This window comes from Haloferula sp. BvORR071 (genome assembly GCF_000739615.1).
Taxonomy (GTDB): Bacteria; Verrucomicrobiota; Verrucomicrobiia; order Verrucomicrobiales; family Akkermansiaceae; genus Haloferula.
In genome coordinates, this window is sequence record NZ_BATP01000005.1 from 1 (window position 1) to 14678 (window position 14678).

Consider the following 14678-nt stretch of genomic DNA (forward strand, 5'->3'; position numbering starts at 1 on the left):
TAAAACTACAGACAAACAGCCTACATGAAAGCCCGAGCTTCCGCTCAGCGCTTCGCCGCATCCTGCAACAAGCGCAGCCGATCCAGCGCGCTGCCATCATTGATCAGCTTGCGCGAGATCTCGATGCCATCGCCCACATCATCGGCGAGACCACAGCACGCGATCGCGGCACCGGCATTCAGCAGCACCATGTCGCGCTTCGGTCCGGTTTCCTTGCCGGAGAGAATCGCTTCCAGGATCGCCGCATTCACCTCGGCATCGCCGCCTTGCAGCTCCTCGACCTCGGCATGCTTCATGCCGAAGTCGCGCGGGCGCACTTCTTCGTCTTCCAAATCCTGATAGGCGCCGGCTTTGCAGATGCGGGTGGAGCCCAAGAGGCTCAATTCATCGACCGAGCGGCCATCACCGGTGGTACCATGCACCACCCATGCGCTCTCGCGTCCGAGACGCTGGAGGATCTCCGCGAAGGCCGGGCACATCTCACGCTCGACCACACCCACCAATTGGCACTGCGGCTTGGCCGGATTCATCAGCGGCCCGATCTTGTTGAAGATCGTGCGCACACCTTTTTCCGCGAGCTGTTTGCGGACACTCGCGACCGCCTTGAAGGCCGGATGATAGGCCGGCGCGAAGAGGAAACCGACGCCCGCCTTCTCCAAGCAGTCGCGGAAGCCCTCCGCAGGCAGATCAATGCGGATGCCCAGCGACTCCAGCACATCGGCACCACCGCTCTTGGAGGTGATGCCGCGGTTTCCGTGCTTGAGCACCACCGCGCCAGTCGCCGCCACCACGAACATCGCCGTGGTGGAGACATTGAAGAGATTCAACTTATCGCCACCGGTCCCGCAGACGTCGATCGTCGGGCCCTCGAGGTCCAACAGTCCGACGTGCGGGTCCACCGCGTGCTCCAGGAAGGCCTCGACGAAGCCAGCGATCTCGGCCGGTGTCTCGCCCTTGCGGGACAGATTCTCCAGCAGCGAGGCCTTTTTTTCGTCCGGAGCGTTCGGGTCGAGCAAGAGCTCGGCTGCAACCTGGATCTCCCGCGGTGAAAGTTCCTCTTTCCGTTCCAGATGGTGAATCAGCGCGTCCATGGTTCCCGCGGGTCTGCCCAACCCGGCGGGTATCCTATACCCCCGCAATCCATCATGTCCAGAGCTTGCGGATCACTTGGAGCAAGACGATGCCGCTCACCACAAAGACCCCGGTCAGAATCCATGCCATCGTCATTTCCCCGTAGAGGAACTTGCCGATCGCGAAAAGCGAGGACCAGATCACCGTGCAACCGGAAACCCAGCCGAGGGTGGCGAGGCCCATGTGGTCGCCGGATTCCTTCACGGTGCTCTCCGGCACGCCCGCCTCGCGGCGGATGGCATCCCAGCCGGGACCGGCGGGCTGCACTTTTTTGAAGAAGGACAGCAGGGTTGCGCGGTCGGTTTGAGGAGCGACGAAGGCGGCGACGAGCCAAGTGACGGAAGTCAGGGAAACACCAATGATGATTTCCTTGGCGAAGCCCATTTCCAGTCCGTTCTTCTTGGCGATGAAGAAACCGACCGCAATCAGGAAGGAGCTGATCATGGCGACGATCTCGCACCAAGCGTTGATGCGCCACCAGAACCAGCGCAGCATGTAGAGCAGGCCGGTGCCGGCTCCAATCTGGAGCAGGATCTGGAAGGCCTCTTGCGCCGAGGACATCACCGTGCTGAGCAAGGCTGCGATGACGTAGAGTAGCAGCGTGCAGATGCGGCCTACGCCCACGTAGTGCTTCTCGCTGCCCGTAGGATTGATGAAGCGGCGATAGAAATCATGAACCAGGTAGGAAGCGCCCCAGTTCAGGTGCGTTAGAATGGTCGAGGAATTGGCCGCGATCAGGCCGCCGACCATCAGGCCCATGAAGCCCACGGGCAGGAATTTCAGCATCGCCGGGAAGGCGCTGTCATGGCCGATCAGCCCCTGATCGGCAGTCGGGAAAGCTGCCTTAATCGAAGCGAGGTCCGGATAGATGATGATCGAGCAGAGCGCGGTGATGATCCACGGCCACGGGCGCAGCACGTAGTGAGCGATATTGAAGAACAAGGTGCCACCGAGGGAGTCCTTTTCCGACTTCGAAGCCAGCATCCGCTGGGCGATGTAGCTGCCGCCGCCAGGCTCCGCACCGGGATACCAGTTGGCCCACCAGCCGATGGCGATCGGGACGATGAAGATCATCAGCGCGAGGCTCCACATGTCGAAGTTCGGCAGGATATTGAGGATCGGCTGGCCGCTGCCATCGATGGCACTCATCACCGGTTGCGCTCCCGCCTCCGCGGGCATCACCACCTGCTGCTTGCTCAGAGTGGAGACCAGCTCCTGAAGCCCTGCAAAGGCGGTCTCCCCCACCCCCGTGCGCTTGGCCACTTCCCTGAGCGAGAAGTAGGCAGCGGCGAAAACGGCGGTCATCTTGATGAAGAACTGCACCATGTCGATGATCAGCACGCCCCACAGACCGGAGTGGGCGGCGAAGACGACGTTGAGCACGCCGCAGATCACGATGGTCTGCCAATAGGGCATGTCGAAGAGGATGTTGGCGATCTTGCAGGCCGCCAGCGTCACCATGCCCATGATGAAGCAGTTGAAGAACAGGCCCAGATAGACGGCGCGGAAACCCCGCACCACCGAGGCCGCCTTGCCGGAATAGCGGAGCTCGTAGAACTCAAGGTCGGTCATGACCCCCGAGCGACGCCACAGGCGGGCGAAGAAGAACACCGTCGAAACCCCGGTCAGCACGAAAGCCCACCACTGCCAGTTGCCGGCCACGCCGAATTTCCGCACCTGCTCCGTCACCCAGTTCGGCGTGTCCGACGAGAAGGTGGTCGCCACCATCGAAAGACCAGCGAGCCACCATGGTACCGATCGACCGGAAGCGAAGAACTCGGACGTGCTCTCCCCCGATTTCTTTCCGACAAACAAGGCCGGGACGAAGCAAACCAAGATCGAGGCGATGATGATCACCCAGTCGAGCGTCTTCAGCTCGATAGCTGCAAGGAGCGCTGGGTTCAGGAGGAAAGCGTGAGCCATGTGTGACAGGCTTGTTAGCCGAGCCGTCCCCGGCCCGGCAATGGTAAAAAGCGAAAGGTTTCAGGCAAAATACGGCGGTTCGCTGCCAGCCCGCCACTTGATGTTACAGCCACTGCTGGGAAATGGCCGGGCCGGAGGCTCCTTGCCTGCCAGCATATCGGTCACCGCAGCGCGCAAATCGTCACCGGTCGGTGTCTGGCCGCTTTTCGGCCGGGTGCCGTCGAATTGCCCCGCGTAGTAGAGCCGCAGCTCGCGGTCGAAGAGGAAGAAGTCCGGCGTGCAGGCGGCCCCGTAGGCCTTCGCCACCTCCTGCGTCTCGTCGAAGAGGTAGGGAAAGTCCCAGCAGTGCTCTGCCGCGAAGGTCGCCATTCGCTCCGGCGCGTCCTGGGGGTATTTCTCGATGTCATTCGAGCTGATCGCCACCGTATTCACCCCGTGGGACTCGATCTCCGCAGCCAAGGAGCCCAGCGCAGCGGCCAAATGGATCACATAGGGACAGTGATTGCAGGCGAAGACCACCAGCAGCCCCTCATGCCCCCGCAACCCGTGCAAGTCATGCATGCTCTCATCCGGCGCGGGCAATTGGAACTCGGGCGCGGCATCGCCGGGGCGGAGGGTAAAGGTGGAATGGACTTCTGCCATGACATTCCCTTTCCGGATTGAGCGGACGGGTCAAGACAAAGCCCCTCCGGGAATTTTTCCTCGTGCCTGCCTCCGACCAATCGCCTTTACCCGAAGATGTTAAATATTAAGCTCCGGCGCTCACCCGCACCCTAACATGTCAATCTCCTCTCCGCCGGCGGATCGCCGGAGCGCTTGTAACGCGCACCCTCTTGCCAAGCGCACCTTGTCGATGTTGCTGACATTCCTCTCGATCGCACTGTCACTGACTGGGAAATCCGCGCCGCCTCCGCCGGCGGCTCCACCGTTTCTGGTCGGAGGAATAAGCGCGACACCGATTGTAGTTCAGCCAGGCAGCAAACCGCTAGTAGCTTGGACTATCACGCTGCCGGAGAATGCAAACTCCGCCGTCTACACGTTTTACATCCGGCAGAAGCAATTGTGGAGCGGTTTTAACTGGGACTTTCCGGTAGAGCGCGAGGGAAAGACCCTATCCCCGCTCTCCCTCGATGTGACCGGCTCCACCTTTGAATTGCGGGCGGTCAAGGCAACCACGCCGCCTACCGAATACCTGTTAGACACCACCACCGTTGGAGCCTATCTACCCCTTGCTGCGGTGAGCATCCGCACGGAGGATCCCTATCCCACGGTGCGGAGAACCCGCGCGGACCGGCCGATTTTCGTGGATATCGATATCCATAACCTCATTTCCGATCCCGAGGTTCCGGAAACCTTGAAGGGGGTCACGCTGCAACGGCACGTGCAATCTTATGGCGCGAGCGGCACGGGAAATCCGCTCAACCGAGAGCTGGCCACTCTTCTTTCCCAAAGCAACATCACGTCCAACGGCGTGACAACCTTGTCCATTCCGGCGACTTTGATCCCAGGCGCGGACCCCAGTAAGGTGCGCGGCGAAGAGCGCTTCACCATCCTTTCCTTGGAGGGCTATCAGTCTGCCCCGGCCATCATCGACTCTCAGTTCGTCCAAGTGTGGCCGGTGGCCAATGGCAGCATCAGCGGATTTACCGCAGGTCAGAACCTCGGCGCGAACCTGCCGCAGCTTACCTTTCAACTGACCGACCTCTATCCCAGCTCCACGACCTGGGCACAGGTTTACAAGGGCACGCCAAAGCTCAACTTCACGGGCACCACGATTCCCGGCTCCAGCGTCGTGATCAATGGCGCCGTCCCGGTCAATCGCAGCATCATCCTCAGCAACTATGACTCGGTCTTCAATTCGGATGGCCTCTGGACCATGGAACTGCTCACCAAGACGCCCTTCGGCACGGATCGTCTGGCCTACGTGAGCTTCAATGTGCAACGCGGCATGACACTTGAGGCCTGGCGGCAAGTTCAATTCGGCGGTGTTCCCTACGGGACCTCGGATGAGGATGACTACGACGGCGACGGAATCGCCAACCTCATCGAGTTCGCCTTCGGCCTGGATCCGAAGCAAAATAGCGCCGGTCAGTTGCCCGTGCCGGAGCGCATCGGGGACCAGCTCACCATCCGCTTCACCCCGCCCGCAGGGATCAGCGGCGTTCTCCACGGCGTGGAATGGAGCAGCACGCTCGCGACTGACAGCTGGCTGCCACTGACGAATACCGGCGTGTCGCCCGAGCAGGTCTATAGCCTGCCCGTAAGCACCACTCCGCAGATCTTCCTGCGACTGACGGCCACGACGCCGTAGAACTCCTATCGGTTGCCATCGGCGTGGGGCCCGCTATTTTCACGGCGCGATGCCTGAGCTGCCTGAGCTGTCCACCGAAGAAATCCGCCGCTATGCCCGCCACCTTTCCGTGCCGGGCGTCGGAGTCGAAGGCCAGCGCAAGCTGAAGGCCTCCTCGGTGCTGATGATCGGCACCGGCGGCCTGGGCTCTCCCGCAGCTCTCTACTTAGCCGCAGCAGGCGTCGGCCGGATCGGCCTGATCGATCCGGATACGGTGGACCGCTCGAATCTTCAGCGGCAGATCCTGCACGGCGAATCCTGGGTCGGTAAGTCCAAGCTCGAGAGCGCTGCCGCCCGGATCCGCGAGGTGAACCCACACGTCGTCCTCGATCTGCACCCGGTCCGCTTCACCCCGGAGAACGCGCTCGATCTCGTCTCCCGCTACGACGTGGTGCTGGACGGCTGCGACAACTTCCCCACCCGCTTCCTTTCGAATGACGCCTGCTTCTTCCTGAAGAAGCCTTGTGTCTACGGCTCGATCTTCCGCTTCGATGGCCAGGTGACCGTCTTCGCCCCGCACCTCGACGGCCCCTGTTACCGCTGCATGCTCCCGGGTCTGCCAGCCCCCGGTTCAGCCCCCTCTTGTGAAGAAGCGGGCGTGCTCGGGGTGCTGCCCGGGGTGATCGGCTCGCTGCAAGCCATGGAGACGATCAAGCTCATGCTGGGCATCGGCGAGCCGCCCCTGGGCAAGCTCCTTTGCTACGACGCGCTGGCCACCAGCTTCCGGACCTTGCGTTTGCGGCGCGATCCGGCTTGCCGCCTGTGCGGGGATGCCCCATCGATCCGCTCCGTGAGCAATACCGAGACCACCGCCAGCGCCTCCTGCGAGCTGCCCGACCAAGACATCGCCGAAATCAGCGCCGCCGATCTGGCCACCCGTATCGACGCCGGAGAAGACCTTTTCATCGTCGATGTCCGCCAGCCGGAGGAGGAAGCGGAAGGCACCATCCCTGGTGCCCGCCTGATCCCTTTGGCCACCTTGTCGCAACGTCTTGCGGAGATCCCGGCCGACCGCGAAGTGCTGGTCCATTGCCGTTCCGGCGGCCGCTCCTCCCGCGCGGTGAAATTCCTGCGCGAGGCCGGCGTGCCCCGCGCGGTGAATGTCGCCGGTGGCATCAACGCATGGAACGCGCTGGACCGATGATCACCGGCGCGGCTGCCGGTTCTTCCTCGACCACGCGCCCGGCATCGCGGTGCACCCAGACACTTTGCACCAGGCCGAGCAGGAACATACAAATCACCACGAAGGTGCCGGAGTAGCTGATCAGTGGCAGCGGAATCCCGGTAATCGGCATCAGCAGCACACACATGCCGATGTTCTCGAAAATGTGCGCGAAGAGGATCGAGACCGCACCCCCGACCAGCAGTCGCCCCAGCGGATCCCGGGCATAGGTGCCGATGAAAAGACATAGCACCAGCAATAGAGCGAAGGAGCTCAGCAGCAGCAGACTGCCGCGGAAGCCCTGCTCCTCCGCGATCACCGCGAAAATGTAGTCATTGTGGGCCGTTTTCTGGGGAATGAAGCCCTTGGCATGGAGAGACCCCCGGCTGACATCCGCCATCCAGCCGGTGCCCAGCCAACCGGCCTTGCCGACGGCCACGGAAACACGGTGGGCGGCGTAGCCTTCGGCAAGGATGTCCACCTTCTCCTCATGGCCATGCAGCATGTTGAGGTAGGTCTCAATACGCTCGGGACCGCGCTTTGAGACCGCTGGCAGGGCGATAAAGTAGGCGATGGGAACCAACGCCACCCCCAGCAAGGCAAGGCTCGACAGGTAACGGAACGGAACCCCAGCAACCAGCAGCGAGACACCGGCCAAGGGCAGCCACACAATCGCGGAGCCCATGTCGCCCATCTTCATCACCACCAGGAAGGAAATTCCGGAAATCACTCCGATGATCGCGGTCTTGAGAAAAGGTTCCTCCAGGAGCCAGCCGATCTTGGGAATCAGGCGACCGAGACGAGGCAGATCCTGCAGCAGCCACGCGGTAAGCAAAAGCCCCCCAGCCAGAACGATCTGGGCCGGCTGGAAAGAAAAGGAGCCGAAGTCGACCTGTGCGACGTCGTTGACCTTCGTCATCAAGCCCAAGCCCACAATCCAAACGGGCAGTCCGACCCAGCGATACCAGCGGTAGTCGATGAGGGCGGTGCTGAAGTAGATGACCGAGCCGACCAAGATCCACATCCTTTGCCGCTCGGCATACCAAGCCCCGCCGTTTGGCAGGTGCCGGGCCGCGCTTTCGATACAGAAAACCCCGAAGGCCAGCAGGCCATACATGGTCAGGATCAACGGCCAGTTCAGGCCGAGTAATTTCCGGAAAAGCGGGGTCATTGGGCGACGTGCCGGATCATAGCGGGATCGCCCGAACTGACAAGCCGGGTCCCGCAAGCTTCTTGCGAATCTCCTGAAACCCCGCAAAGCTTCGCCTCATGCGCCGCCGTTTGGTCCCTATTGTCATCCTGCTCATCGTTGCCGCCGCCTTCGCCTGGTGGTGGAATCGGCCGGAGCGAGTCATCGCCCGGCGGGTGGCGAGCCTGTTCGAGGCTGCGAATATCCCGGGGGATATGAGCCCCATCGGCCGCGGCACCCGCGGCGAGGCCCTGGTGCCCTTTCTGACCAAGAAGATCAGCTTCAAGGGGCCAAACGCCGCCTCTCTCGGCGACGAAGACGAGCCCAAGACCCGGGAAGAAGTCTCCAGCCTCTATAGCTGGGTGGCCACCGCCTGCCGCAGTGCCACCGTCCAGGACCTGAAAGTGGAGGACGTGACCGTCTCCGGAGACGAAGCCACGGTGAACGCCACCATCGACGCCCTGATCGAGATGCCGAACCAAGAGCGGCCGGTCGACGGGATCCAGCATTTGGAGATGACTTGGGCGAAGGAGGAAGGAAAATGGAAGATGTCCGGGGCCAAATGGCGGGAGACTCCCAGAAATTGATGAAATTGGCCGGAGATTCTGCTTGGCAAGACACGGAGGCTCGTTCAGCTTCCCCGCCCCGCCACCCGGCGGAGTCTTTTCTCGAACGAATTCACGCACATGGCCGTCGCACTACGCCTCAACCGCCAGGGAACCAAGGACCGTCCCTACTACAAGATCGTTGCCGTCGACAGCCGCAAGCGCCGCGATGGTCGTTACATTGAGCAAGTCGGCACCTACGATCCGGGCAAGGAAGGCGTCAACTACACCGTTGACCTCGAAAAGGCCGACAAGTGGGTTGGCGTCGGCGCTCAGGTCTCCGAGACCGTGAACAGCATCATCCGCAAGGCCCGCACTGCAGCCTCCAAGGCTTAGTTCGCCAGCCCCTGATCTTTTTACGGCCGCAGCTCTCTCGGAGCTGCGGCTTTTTCGTACCCTCATCCCCCGCTCCATTCTTCATCCATGGACTACTCCGCCCTGATCGCCCAACGCCGCCGCCGTGCAGGCGAGATCGACGATATGATGGCGGACGCTTCCTTCTTCAATAATCCGAAGAAGGCCGGTGAGATCGTGCGCGAGCACCGCCGGATCAAGGAGACCCTTGAGCTGTGGGATCGACTGGAAACCGCCAAGCGCCAGCTCGAGGAGAACGAGGAACTGTCCCGCGGCGATGACGCCGAACTGGCGGAGATCGCGAAGGAGGAAATCCCCGCCCTGCTGGTGGAGATCCCCAAACTCACCGAGGAGATCCAGTACGCACTGCTCCCTGCTGATCCGAACGAGGATCGCGACGCGATCGTCGAAATCCGCGCAGGAGCCGGTGGCGATGAGGCCTCGCTCTTCGCCGCGGAACTACTGCGACTCTACCAGCGCTACGCGGAAGGCCGCGGCTGGAAGACCGAGCACCTTTCCAGCAGCCCTTCCGAAGTCGGCGGCTTCAAGGAAGTCTTCCTGCGGGTGACTGGCGATGAAGTCTTTCGCATTTTGAAGTACGAGTCAGGTGTGCACCGCGTGCAACGCGTGCCCGCCACCGAGACCCAAGGGCGCATTCACACCTCCACCGTGACCGTCGCCGTCATGCCTGAGGCGGAAGAAGTCGACGTCGAACTCAAGCCCGACGACCTGCGGATCGAAGTCTGCCGCGCGGGCGGCGCCGGTGGCCAGCACGTGAACCGGACCGAATCCGCAGTGCAGGTCTTCCACCTTCCCACCGGTCTCTATGTCCGCTGCGAAGATGGCCGCTCTCAAGGCCAGAACAAGGAGCGCGCCCTCCAGATCATGCGCTCACGGCTGTATGAGATGAAGCTGCGCGAGGAACAGGAGAAGCACAGCGCACACCGTCGTGCACAGATCGGCTCCGGCGACCGCTCCGAAAAGATCCGCACTTACAACTTCCCGCAAAGCCGGATCACGGATCACCGCATCGGCTTCACCTCCCACAATCTCTCGGGCGTGATGGCCGGGGATTTGAGCGAGCTTACCGGCGAACTGCAGAAGGCCGAGATGGCGGAGAGATTGAGCGAGGCGGGGGTGAAGTAAACGTTCAAGGGATCGTTTCCTTCGATGCTTCAACCAATGGAATCGATTGGAGGAAGTAGGCCCTCCGGAGCAGCATCATTGGTGCAAACAGCACCATGCCTGAGCAGCAGCCAGCAAAGCAGAAGCAACGCAAATTGGGACGTCTCGAATGGGCGATCATTCTGCTGCTTGCCATGGCCTTACTCCCTTGGAACTGGCTGACAGGTCCACATCGAAAATCTCTGATCCTACCTCGCGGCGAATTCAATACATCCTTCCCTGAGGGCCTTTACCCCAACCGAACGAAAGAGATCGAAGCTTGGTTTCGGAAGAAGCTTCCAGAAGGGACCTCAAAGAGCGATGCTGACACGATCCTTGCCCAGAGCTTCTCCAAAGCGATCACCAGCGGGAACCAGATTTCCATTGATGAAAGCAGCTCCCTAGGGGGCGGATATTACACCAAAATAACTCTCGTCTTCGATGCCCATGGCCGCCTCCAAGATGTGAAGGTGGAGCAGCATTGGGCCTACATGTGAATCCGCTGAGTTAGGGGCGATGAGTTCACGCCAGAAGCTGCGTTACCCAGCACTTCGGGCTGGGCTTCCATGAGTCGTCCTCTTCGGACCGAAAAGCATCGCGATACGCGCCGTTAGAGCAGCTTCGTCCGCACACGGCGTGTGCGGACCACCTCTGCTACCTCGGCTTCTCAATCACCGCATACGCGTTGTGATTGTGGATCGACTCGAAGTTCTCCGCCTCGACCTTGTACCACACGATGTCTTCGTGGGCGTTCGAGCGTGAAGCGACGTTGCGCACCAGGTCCTCCACGAAGACCGGGTTGTCGTAGGCACGCTCGGTCACGGCCTTTTCATCCGGCCGCTTGAGCAAGCTGTAGAGCTCGCAGCTTGCGGAGCGCTCGACCAACTGCACGAGATCCTCGATCCACACCGGCTCTTTGCAGCGCACGGAGTAGGTCACCACGCCACGCTGATTGTGCGCACCACGGTCACTGATCTGCTTGGAGCAAGGGCAGAGCGTCGCCACGGGAACCATCACGGTCACCACGAAATCCCAAGGGCCATCCTTGGTGGCTTCGACCTCAAAGCGCACCTCATAATCCATCAAGCCGACGCGCCCCGTGACCGGTGCCGGCTTCGAGCGGAAAAAGGGAAACTGGAATTCCACGTGCGCCTTCCGCGCATCCAGACGCTTCAGCAACTCACGCGGCAGGTTCGCCATGGTCCGCACATCAATGCAGGAGCCGTGGGAATTCAGCACTTCCACGAAGCGGCTCATGTGCGTGCCCTTGTAGTGGTGCGGCAGGTCCACCGCCAAGGCCACGGTCGCGACCGTGCGCTGGGTGGTACCCCCCTTGTCACTGACCTCCACAGGGAAGCGCAGGCCCTTCACGCCCACGCGATCGATCGCCAGGTTGCGATCATCCCGCTCATTCTGCGTATCCTTGAGTTCCTTCATCGCCGTTCTTGGAAACGACAGAAGCCCGCCCGGGATTCGGGCAGGCTTCCGTTAAAGCTTAGCTTACAGATAAACCCGTGCCGCTCAGGACATCAGGTTGACCGCGCGGGAGCGCTTGATGGAGCGCGTGATCTTGCGGTGCAGCTTGGCGGAAACGCCGGTCACACGGCGTGGCAGAATCTTGCCGGTCTCAGAAGTGAACTTCGAGAGCAGGTCGGGATTCTTGTAATTCACGTCACCGGCCGGAATATCGTGCCGGCGGGTGGTCATCTTGCGGTTCGACTTGCGGAAGCGAATCCGGCGCTCGACGGTCTTTGGTTCGGACATGGGAAGCTAGATTAGCGGAGTTCGCGGTGCACGGTGCGGCGTTGCAGGGAAGGATTGAACTTTACCTTCTCCAGACGGCCCGGTGTACGCAGGCTCTTCTTATTGCGCGTCGTCACGTAGCGCGAGGGCGGCTTGCCCAGCGCACGAGCTTCCGTGCATTCGATGATAATAATTTCGCGTGGCATTAGCGGGAAGTTGGGGCGCGAACGCTAATTTAGTCGTCGTCCTCGTCAAGCGAAACCGTCTCGGAATCGTCATCATCTTGATAATTTCCACCAGCGAAGCCGACTTCATTGGACGGACGGAAGCGGCGATTGCCGTATTCCTTCTCCCACTGGGCCTGGCATTCCACCGTCAGGCGGGCGAAGGGAATCGCCTCCAAGCGCGCCTGCGGGATGCTCTTGCCGGACATTTCGCAGACGCCGTAAACGCCGCGGTCAATGCGGCGCAGGGCCTGCTCGATCTCGTAAAGGGCGTCCTGTTCCTTGGCCAATACGCTCAAGGCGAAGTCGCGGTCGTAGGCATCGCTGCCGGCATCCCCTTGGTGCATGCCGCTGCCGGAGGCCTCGCTGCCTTCCGGGGCATTGCGAATCTCACCGGTCATGCCGGACATGGCGTCCACCAGCTCATCGCGCAGATCCAGCAGGCGCTGCTTCTGCTTGAGGGCGAAACCGCTGACCTTGACCGGGCCGGAGGGAACTTGGACCACGGCCGGGACTTCCTCTTCGACCTCGGGCTTGGCCTTGGCGGCAGGCGCAGGCTTCTTGGCCTCGGCTTTCGGGGCTGCGGCGGCGGGCTTCTTCTCGACTTTAGCGGGAGCCGCCTTCTTCGCGGGTTGCTTTTTCTCGGCCATGATAGGGATTACTGCTGGGGTCAGAAAGCTTTGGGTATCCGGATTGCTTCCGGAGTGCGGAATTTCGGGCGCGGTCGATTAGCGCCTTAGGGGTAGCTCTGCAAGGTGAAAGTTCACCCGGCTCCCCATATCTTCAACGACGGAATTCACGTAGGGCCAATTTCAAACGCAGAATTCCGGACATTGGCTTTTCCTGCCTTTCGGCACGCTTGAAATGGCAGGCGGGCCGCCTAAGCTCCGCCGCCCGCCATGGAACTTCCCTCGATTGTCGAAGCCCTGCTAACCGGTTCTGACGAACCCTTGCCCGCCGAGGAGCTCGCCCGCCTGATCCGCGCCCGGGTTGCGGAAGCGGAGGACTCCCGTGCCCGTAAGATCGAGGAAGGCGAAACCCCGGAAGAGCTGCCGGAATGGCTCACCAGTATGGCCGCCATTTCCGCGGAGCCCGTGATCGTGGCCATCGCCAAGCTCAACCACGACTATGAGACCACCGGCCGTGCCTTCGTCCTGATGGAGCGGGCCAAGGGCTGGAAGCTCTTCACCCGTCCGGCTTACGGCGAGTTCGTCCGCCAGCTCTTCCCCGGCCGCAAGCCGGAGCGTCTCAGCGGCCCGGCGATGGAAACCCTGGCGATCATCGCCTACCGCCAGCCCATCACCAAGGGCGCCATCGAGGCGGTCCGCGGCGTAGCCTGCGACGGCATGCTCCAAAAGCTGCTCGACCGCGAACTGGTCCGCATCGGCGGCCGTGCCGAGCTGCCCGGACGTCCCCTGCTCTACGAGACCACCGAGCTCTTCTACGAGCACTTCGGAATCCGTAGCATCGACGATCTGCCGAACGCCACCGAGCTGCGCCGCGTGAAGCTGCCTGAGGCACCCGCGGAAAGCACCGCGGCCGCTGAGTCCCAACTGGCCCTCAGCGCAACGGATGCAAAGCCGGCGGAAAATGCCGAATGACGAATTTCCGAATGTCGAATTGCTTCTAACAGTCCTCCCGCTCTCTCTTTTCCACACTTCATTCGGAATTCAGACCTTCTGAATTCGTCATTGGCATCCCATGAATCTCGACGACATCCGCAAGCAGATCGACGAAATCGACGGCAAGCTGCTATCCCTTCTCTCTGACCGCGCGGAACTCGTCCATCAGGTCGGCTTGGTCAAGAAACGCGACGGCCTGCAGATCTACGCACCTGAGCGCGAAGAAGCGCTGCTGCGCCGCCTGATCGAGCGCAACCAGGGCCGCCTGCCGGAGAAGTCGATCCGCGCGATCTACCGCGAGATCATGTCCGCGGCACTGGCCTTGGAGGATGACCTGAAGATCGCCTACCTCGGCCCCGAGGGCTCCTGGACCCATCAAGCGGCCATCAAGAAATTCGGTCACTCGGTCGCCTACACCCCGCTCCACAACTTCTCGGAAGTCTTCGACCACGTCGCCCGCCGCCGTGCCGACTATGGCGTGGTGCCGATCGAGAATTCCACTGAAGGTGCCGTCTCCCACACTCTCGATCTCTTCGTCGATTCCCCGCTCCAGATCTGTGCCCAGATCCTCCTTCGCATCGAAAACAGCCTGATGGCCTCGATCCCGCGCGAGCAGATCAAGACTCTCTACTCCCACCCGCAGGCCCTCGCCCAGTGCCGCGGCTGGATCTTGAAGCACTTCCCCGACGCCGACCTCGTCGAAGTCTCTTCCACCACCCGCGCCGCACAGCTCGCCAAGGAGTATGCCGAGCAGGGCGCGGCCGCCATTGGCAGCCCGCTCGGCGCCGAAATCTACGGCCTCAACGTGCTTGAGGAATCGATCCAGGACCGCGCCACCAATACCACGCGCTTCCTGGTGATCGGCGAGAAGACCTGCCCGCCAACCGGCAAGGACCGCACCTCGATCCTCTTCGCGATCCACGACCGACCCGGCTCGCTGGTCCGAGCGCTGCAAGCCTTCGATCAATTCCACGTCAACATGTCGAAGATCGAATCCCGCCCCTCCAAGCGGAAGGACTGGGAATACATCTTCTACGTCGACCTCTCCGGCCACTGCGAGGATGCGGAGGTCCGCAACGGCATCGAAGAACTCGAGAAGCATTGCTCGATGGTGAAGCTGCTGGGGTCATATCCGGATGCGGGGGAGTGAGCGCTTCCCCCAAAGTTACCCCTCTCCGATCCCGAAGGGATCACAGCGCGAGTAGCCGGGG

General features: G+C 61.6%; 16 protein-coding genes. 8 read left to right on the top strand and 8 right to left on the bottom strand.

Annotated features, from left to right (window positions below; translation table 11 throughout):
- Positions 1–44 precede the first annotated feature (44 nt).
- Genes trpD through BV071_RS04020 form a run of 3 tightly spaced genes read right to left on the bottom strand, consistent with a single transcriptional unit; the run spans position 45 to position 3696 of the window.
- Positions 45–1091, bottom strand: coding sequence for an anthranilate phosphoribosyltransferase (trpD, locus tag BV071_RS04010; RefSeq protein ID WP_035602584.1), 1047 nt, complete (start codon positions 1089–1091; stop codon positions 45–47).
- Positions 1092–1143: 52 nt separating this feature from the next.
- Positions 1144–3054 carry a sodium:solute symporter family protein gene (locus BV071_RS04015; RefSeq protein ID WP_265594053.1) on the bottom strand — a complete coding sequence of 637 codons (1911 nt, stop codon included), beginning with the start codon at positions 3052–3054 and terminating at the stop codon, positions 1144–1146.
- Between the two features lie 60 nt (positions 3055–3114).
- Positions 3115–3696, bottom strand: coding sequence for a thioredoxin family protein (locus BV071_RS04020; RefSeq protein WP_035602586.1), 582 nt, complete (start codon positions 3694–3696; stop codon positions 3115–3117).
- Positions 3697–3907: 211 nt separating this feature from the next.
- Here BV071_RS04020 and BV071_RS04025 point away from each other — a divergent pair, with 211 nt between their 5' ends.
- Both BV071_RS04025 and moeB read left to right on the top strand, forming a co-directional pair.
- A complete protein-coding gene (locus BV071_RS04025) occupies positions 3908–5365 on the top strand; it encodes a hypothetical protein (protein ID WP_265594054.1) in 1458 nt (485 codons plus the stop codon).
- Positions 5366–5414: 49 nt separating this feature from the next.
- Complete coding sequence (gene moeB, locus BV071_RS04030; protein WP_035602593.1) at positions 5415–6548, top strand: molybdopterin-synthase adenylyltransferase MoeB; 1134 nt, start codon at positions 5415–5417, stop codon at positions 6546–6548.
- On the opposite strand, the gene BV071_RS04035 is transcribed toward moeB, so the two are convergent.
- Positions 6520–7737 carry an FtsW/RodA/SpoVE family cell cycle protein gene (locus BV071_RS04035; protein WP_075090838.1) on the bottom strand — a complete coding sequence of 406 codons (1218 nt, stop codon included), beginning with the start codon at positions 7735–7737 and terminating at the stop codon, positions 6520–6522. The genes moeB and BV071_RS04035 overlap by 29 nt on opposite strands.
- A gap of 98 nt (positions 7738–7835) precedes the next feature.
- Between BV071_RS04035 and BV071_RS04040 the strand changes: the two genes are divergently transcribed.
- The 4 genes from BV071_RS04040 to BV071_RS04055 all read left to right on the top strand — a co-directional run bounded on the left by BV071_RS04040 (position 7836) and on the right by BV071_RS04055 (position 10375).
- Positions 7836–8342 carry a hypothetical protein gene (locus BV071_RS04040; protein ID WP_035602596.1) on the top strand — a complete coding sequence of 169 codons (507 nt, stop codon included), beginning with the start codon at positions 7836–7838 and terminating at the stop codon, positions 8340–8342.
- Between the two features lie 99 nt (positions 8343–8441).
- The gene (gene rpsP / locus BV071_RS04045) at positions 8442–8696 is read left to right on the top strand and encodes a 30S ribosomal protein S16 (protein WP_035602599.1); all 255 of its coding nucleotides are present in this window, start codon (positions 8442–8444) and stop codon (positions 8694–8696) included.
- A gap of 87 nt (positions 8697–8783) precedes the next feature.
- Positions 8784–9860, top strand: a complete 1077-nt coding sequence (prfA, locus tag BV071_RS04050; protein ID WP_035602602.1) for a peptide chain release factor 1 — start codon at positions 8784–8786, stop codon at positions 9858–9860.
- Positions 9861–9955: 95 nt separating this feature from the next.
- Positions 9956–10375, top strand: coding sequence for a hypothetical protein (locus BV071_RS04055; RefSeq protein WP_035602605.1), 420 nt, complete (start codon positions 9956–9958; stop codon positions 10373–10375).
- 157 nt (positions 10376–10532) lie between these two features.
- Here BV071_RS04055 and folE2 read toward each other — a convergent pair whose 3' ends face one another.
- From folE2 to BV071_RS32465, 4 genes are all read right to left on the bottom strand, one after another.
- On the bottom strand, positions 10533–11315 hold the full coding sequence (folE2, locus tag BV071_RS04060; RefSeq protein WP_035602608.1) for a GTP cyclohydrolase FolE2: 783 nt from the start codon (positions 11313–11315) through the stop codon (positions 10533–10535).
- An 84-nt stretch (positions 11316–11399) separates the two neighbouring features.
- The gene (gene rpsR / locus BV071_RS04065; protein WP_265594081.1) at positions 11400–11585 is read right to left on the bottom strand and encodes a 30S ribosomal protein S18; all 186 of its coding nucleotides are present in this window, start codon (positions 11583–11585) and stop codon (positions 11400–11402) included.
- A gap of 68 nt (positions 11586–11653) precedes the next feature.
- Positions 11654–11827 (bottom strand): 50S ribosomal protein L33, encoded by a 174-nt coding sequence (gene rpmG, locus BV071_RS04070; protein WP_035602614.1) that lies wholly within the window; start codon positions 11825–11827, stop codon positions 11654–11656.
- A 29-nt stretch (positions 11828–11856) separates the two neighbouring features.
- Positions 11857–12495 (bottom strand): TraR/DksA C4-type zinc finger protein, encoded by a 639-nt coding sequence (locus tag BV071_RS32465; protein ID WP_052572867.1) that lies wholly within the window; start codon positions 12493–12495, stop codon positions 11857–11859.
- A 249-nt stretch (positions 12496–12744) separates the two neighbouring features.
- On the opposite strand from BV071_RS32465, the gene scpB reads away from it, so the two are divergent.
- Entirely contained in the window at positions 12745–13446 is a 702-nt protein-coding gene (scpB, locus tag BV071_RS04080; RefSeq protein ID WP_052572868.1) for an SMC-Scp complex subunit ScpB, read from the top strand.
- Positions 13447–13546: 100 nt separating this feature from the next.
- Positions 13547–14617, top strand: coding sequence for a prephenate dehydratase (pheA, locus tag BV071_RS04085; RefSeq protein WP_035602616.1), 1071 nt, complete (start codon positions 13547–13549; stop codon positions 14615–14617).
- The last annotated feature ends 61 nt before the right edge of the window (positions 14618–14678 follow it).

Bases quoted from the DNA above. Each gene is read 5' to 3' on its own strand.
- rpmG (WP_035602614.1), bottom strand. From the start codon at position 11,827: ATGCCACGCGAAATTATTATCATCGAATGCACGGAAGCTCGTGCGCTG.
- BV071_RS04055 (WP_035602605.1), top strand. From the start codon at position 9,956: ATGCCTGAGCAGCAGCCAGCAAAGCAGAAGCAACGCAAATTGGGACGT.
- BV071_RS04020 (WP_035602586.1), bottom strand. From the start codon at position 3,696: ATGGCAGAAGTCCATTCCACCTTTACCCTCCGCCCCGGCGATGCCGCG.
- folE2 (WP_035602608.1), bottom strand. From the start codon at position 11,315: ATGAAGGAACTCAAGGATACGCAGAATGAGCGGGATGATCGCAACCTG.
- moeB (WP_035602593.1), top strand. From the start codon at position 5,415: ATGCCTGAGCTGCCTGAGCTGTCCACCGAAGAAATCCGCCGCTATGCC.
- pheA (WP_035602616.1), top strand. From the start codon at position 13,547: ATGAATCTCGACGACATCCGCAAGCAGATCGACGAAATCGACGGCAAG.
- scpB (WP_052572868.1), top strand. From the start codon at position 12,745: ATGGAACTTCCCTCGATTGTCGAAGCCCTGCTAACCGGTTCTGACGAA.
- BV071_RS04025 (WP_265594054.1), top strand. From the start codon at position 3,908: ATGTTGCTGACATTCCTCTCGATCGCACTGTCACTGACTGGGAAATCC.
- BV071_RS04035 (WP_075090838.1), bottom strand. From the start codon at position 7,737: ATGACCCCGCTTTTCCGGAAATTACTCGGCCTGAACTGGCCGTTGATC.
- BV071_RS32465 (WP_052572867.1), bottom strand. From the start codon at position 12,495: ATGGCCGAGAAAAAGCAACCCGCGAAGAAGGCGGCTCCCGCTAAAGTC.
- rpsR (WP_265594081.1), bottom strand. From the start codon at position 11,585: ATGACCACCCGCCGGCACGATATTCCGGCCGGTGACGTGAATTACAAG.
- trpD (WP_035602584.1), bottom strand. From the start codon at position 1,091: ATGGACGCGCTGATTCACCATCTGGAACGGAAAGAGGAACTTTCACCG.
- BV071_RS04040 (WP_035602596.1), top strand. From the start codon at position 7,836: ATGCGCCGCCGTTTGGTCCCTATTGTCATCCTGCTCATCGTTGCCGCC.
- rpsP (WP_035602599.1), top strand. From the start codon at position 8,442: ATGGCCGTCGCACTACGCCTCAACCGCCAGGGAACCAAGGACCGTCCC.
- prfA (WP_035602602.1), top strand. From the start codon at position 8,784: ATGGACTACTCCGCCCTGATCGCCCAACGCCGCCGCCGTGCAGGCGAG.
- BV071_RS04015 (WP_265594053.1), bottom strand. From the start codon at position 3,054: ATGGCTCACGCTTTCCTCCTGAACCCAGCGCTCCTTGCAGCTATCGAG.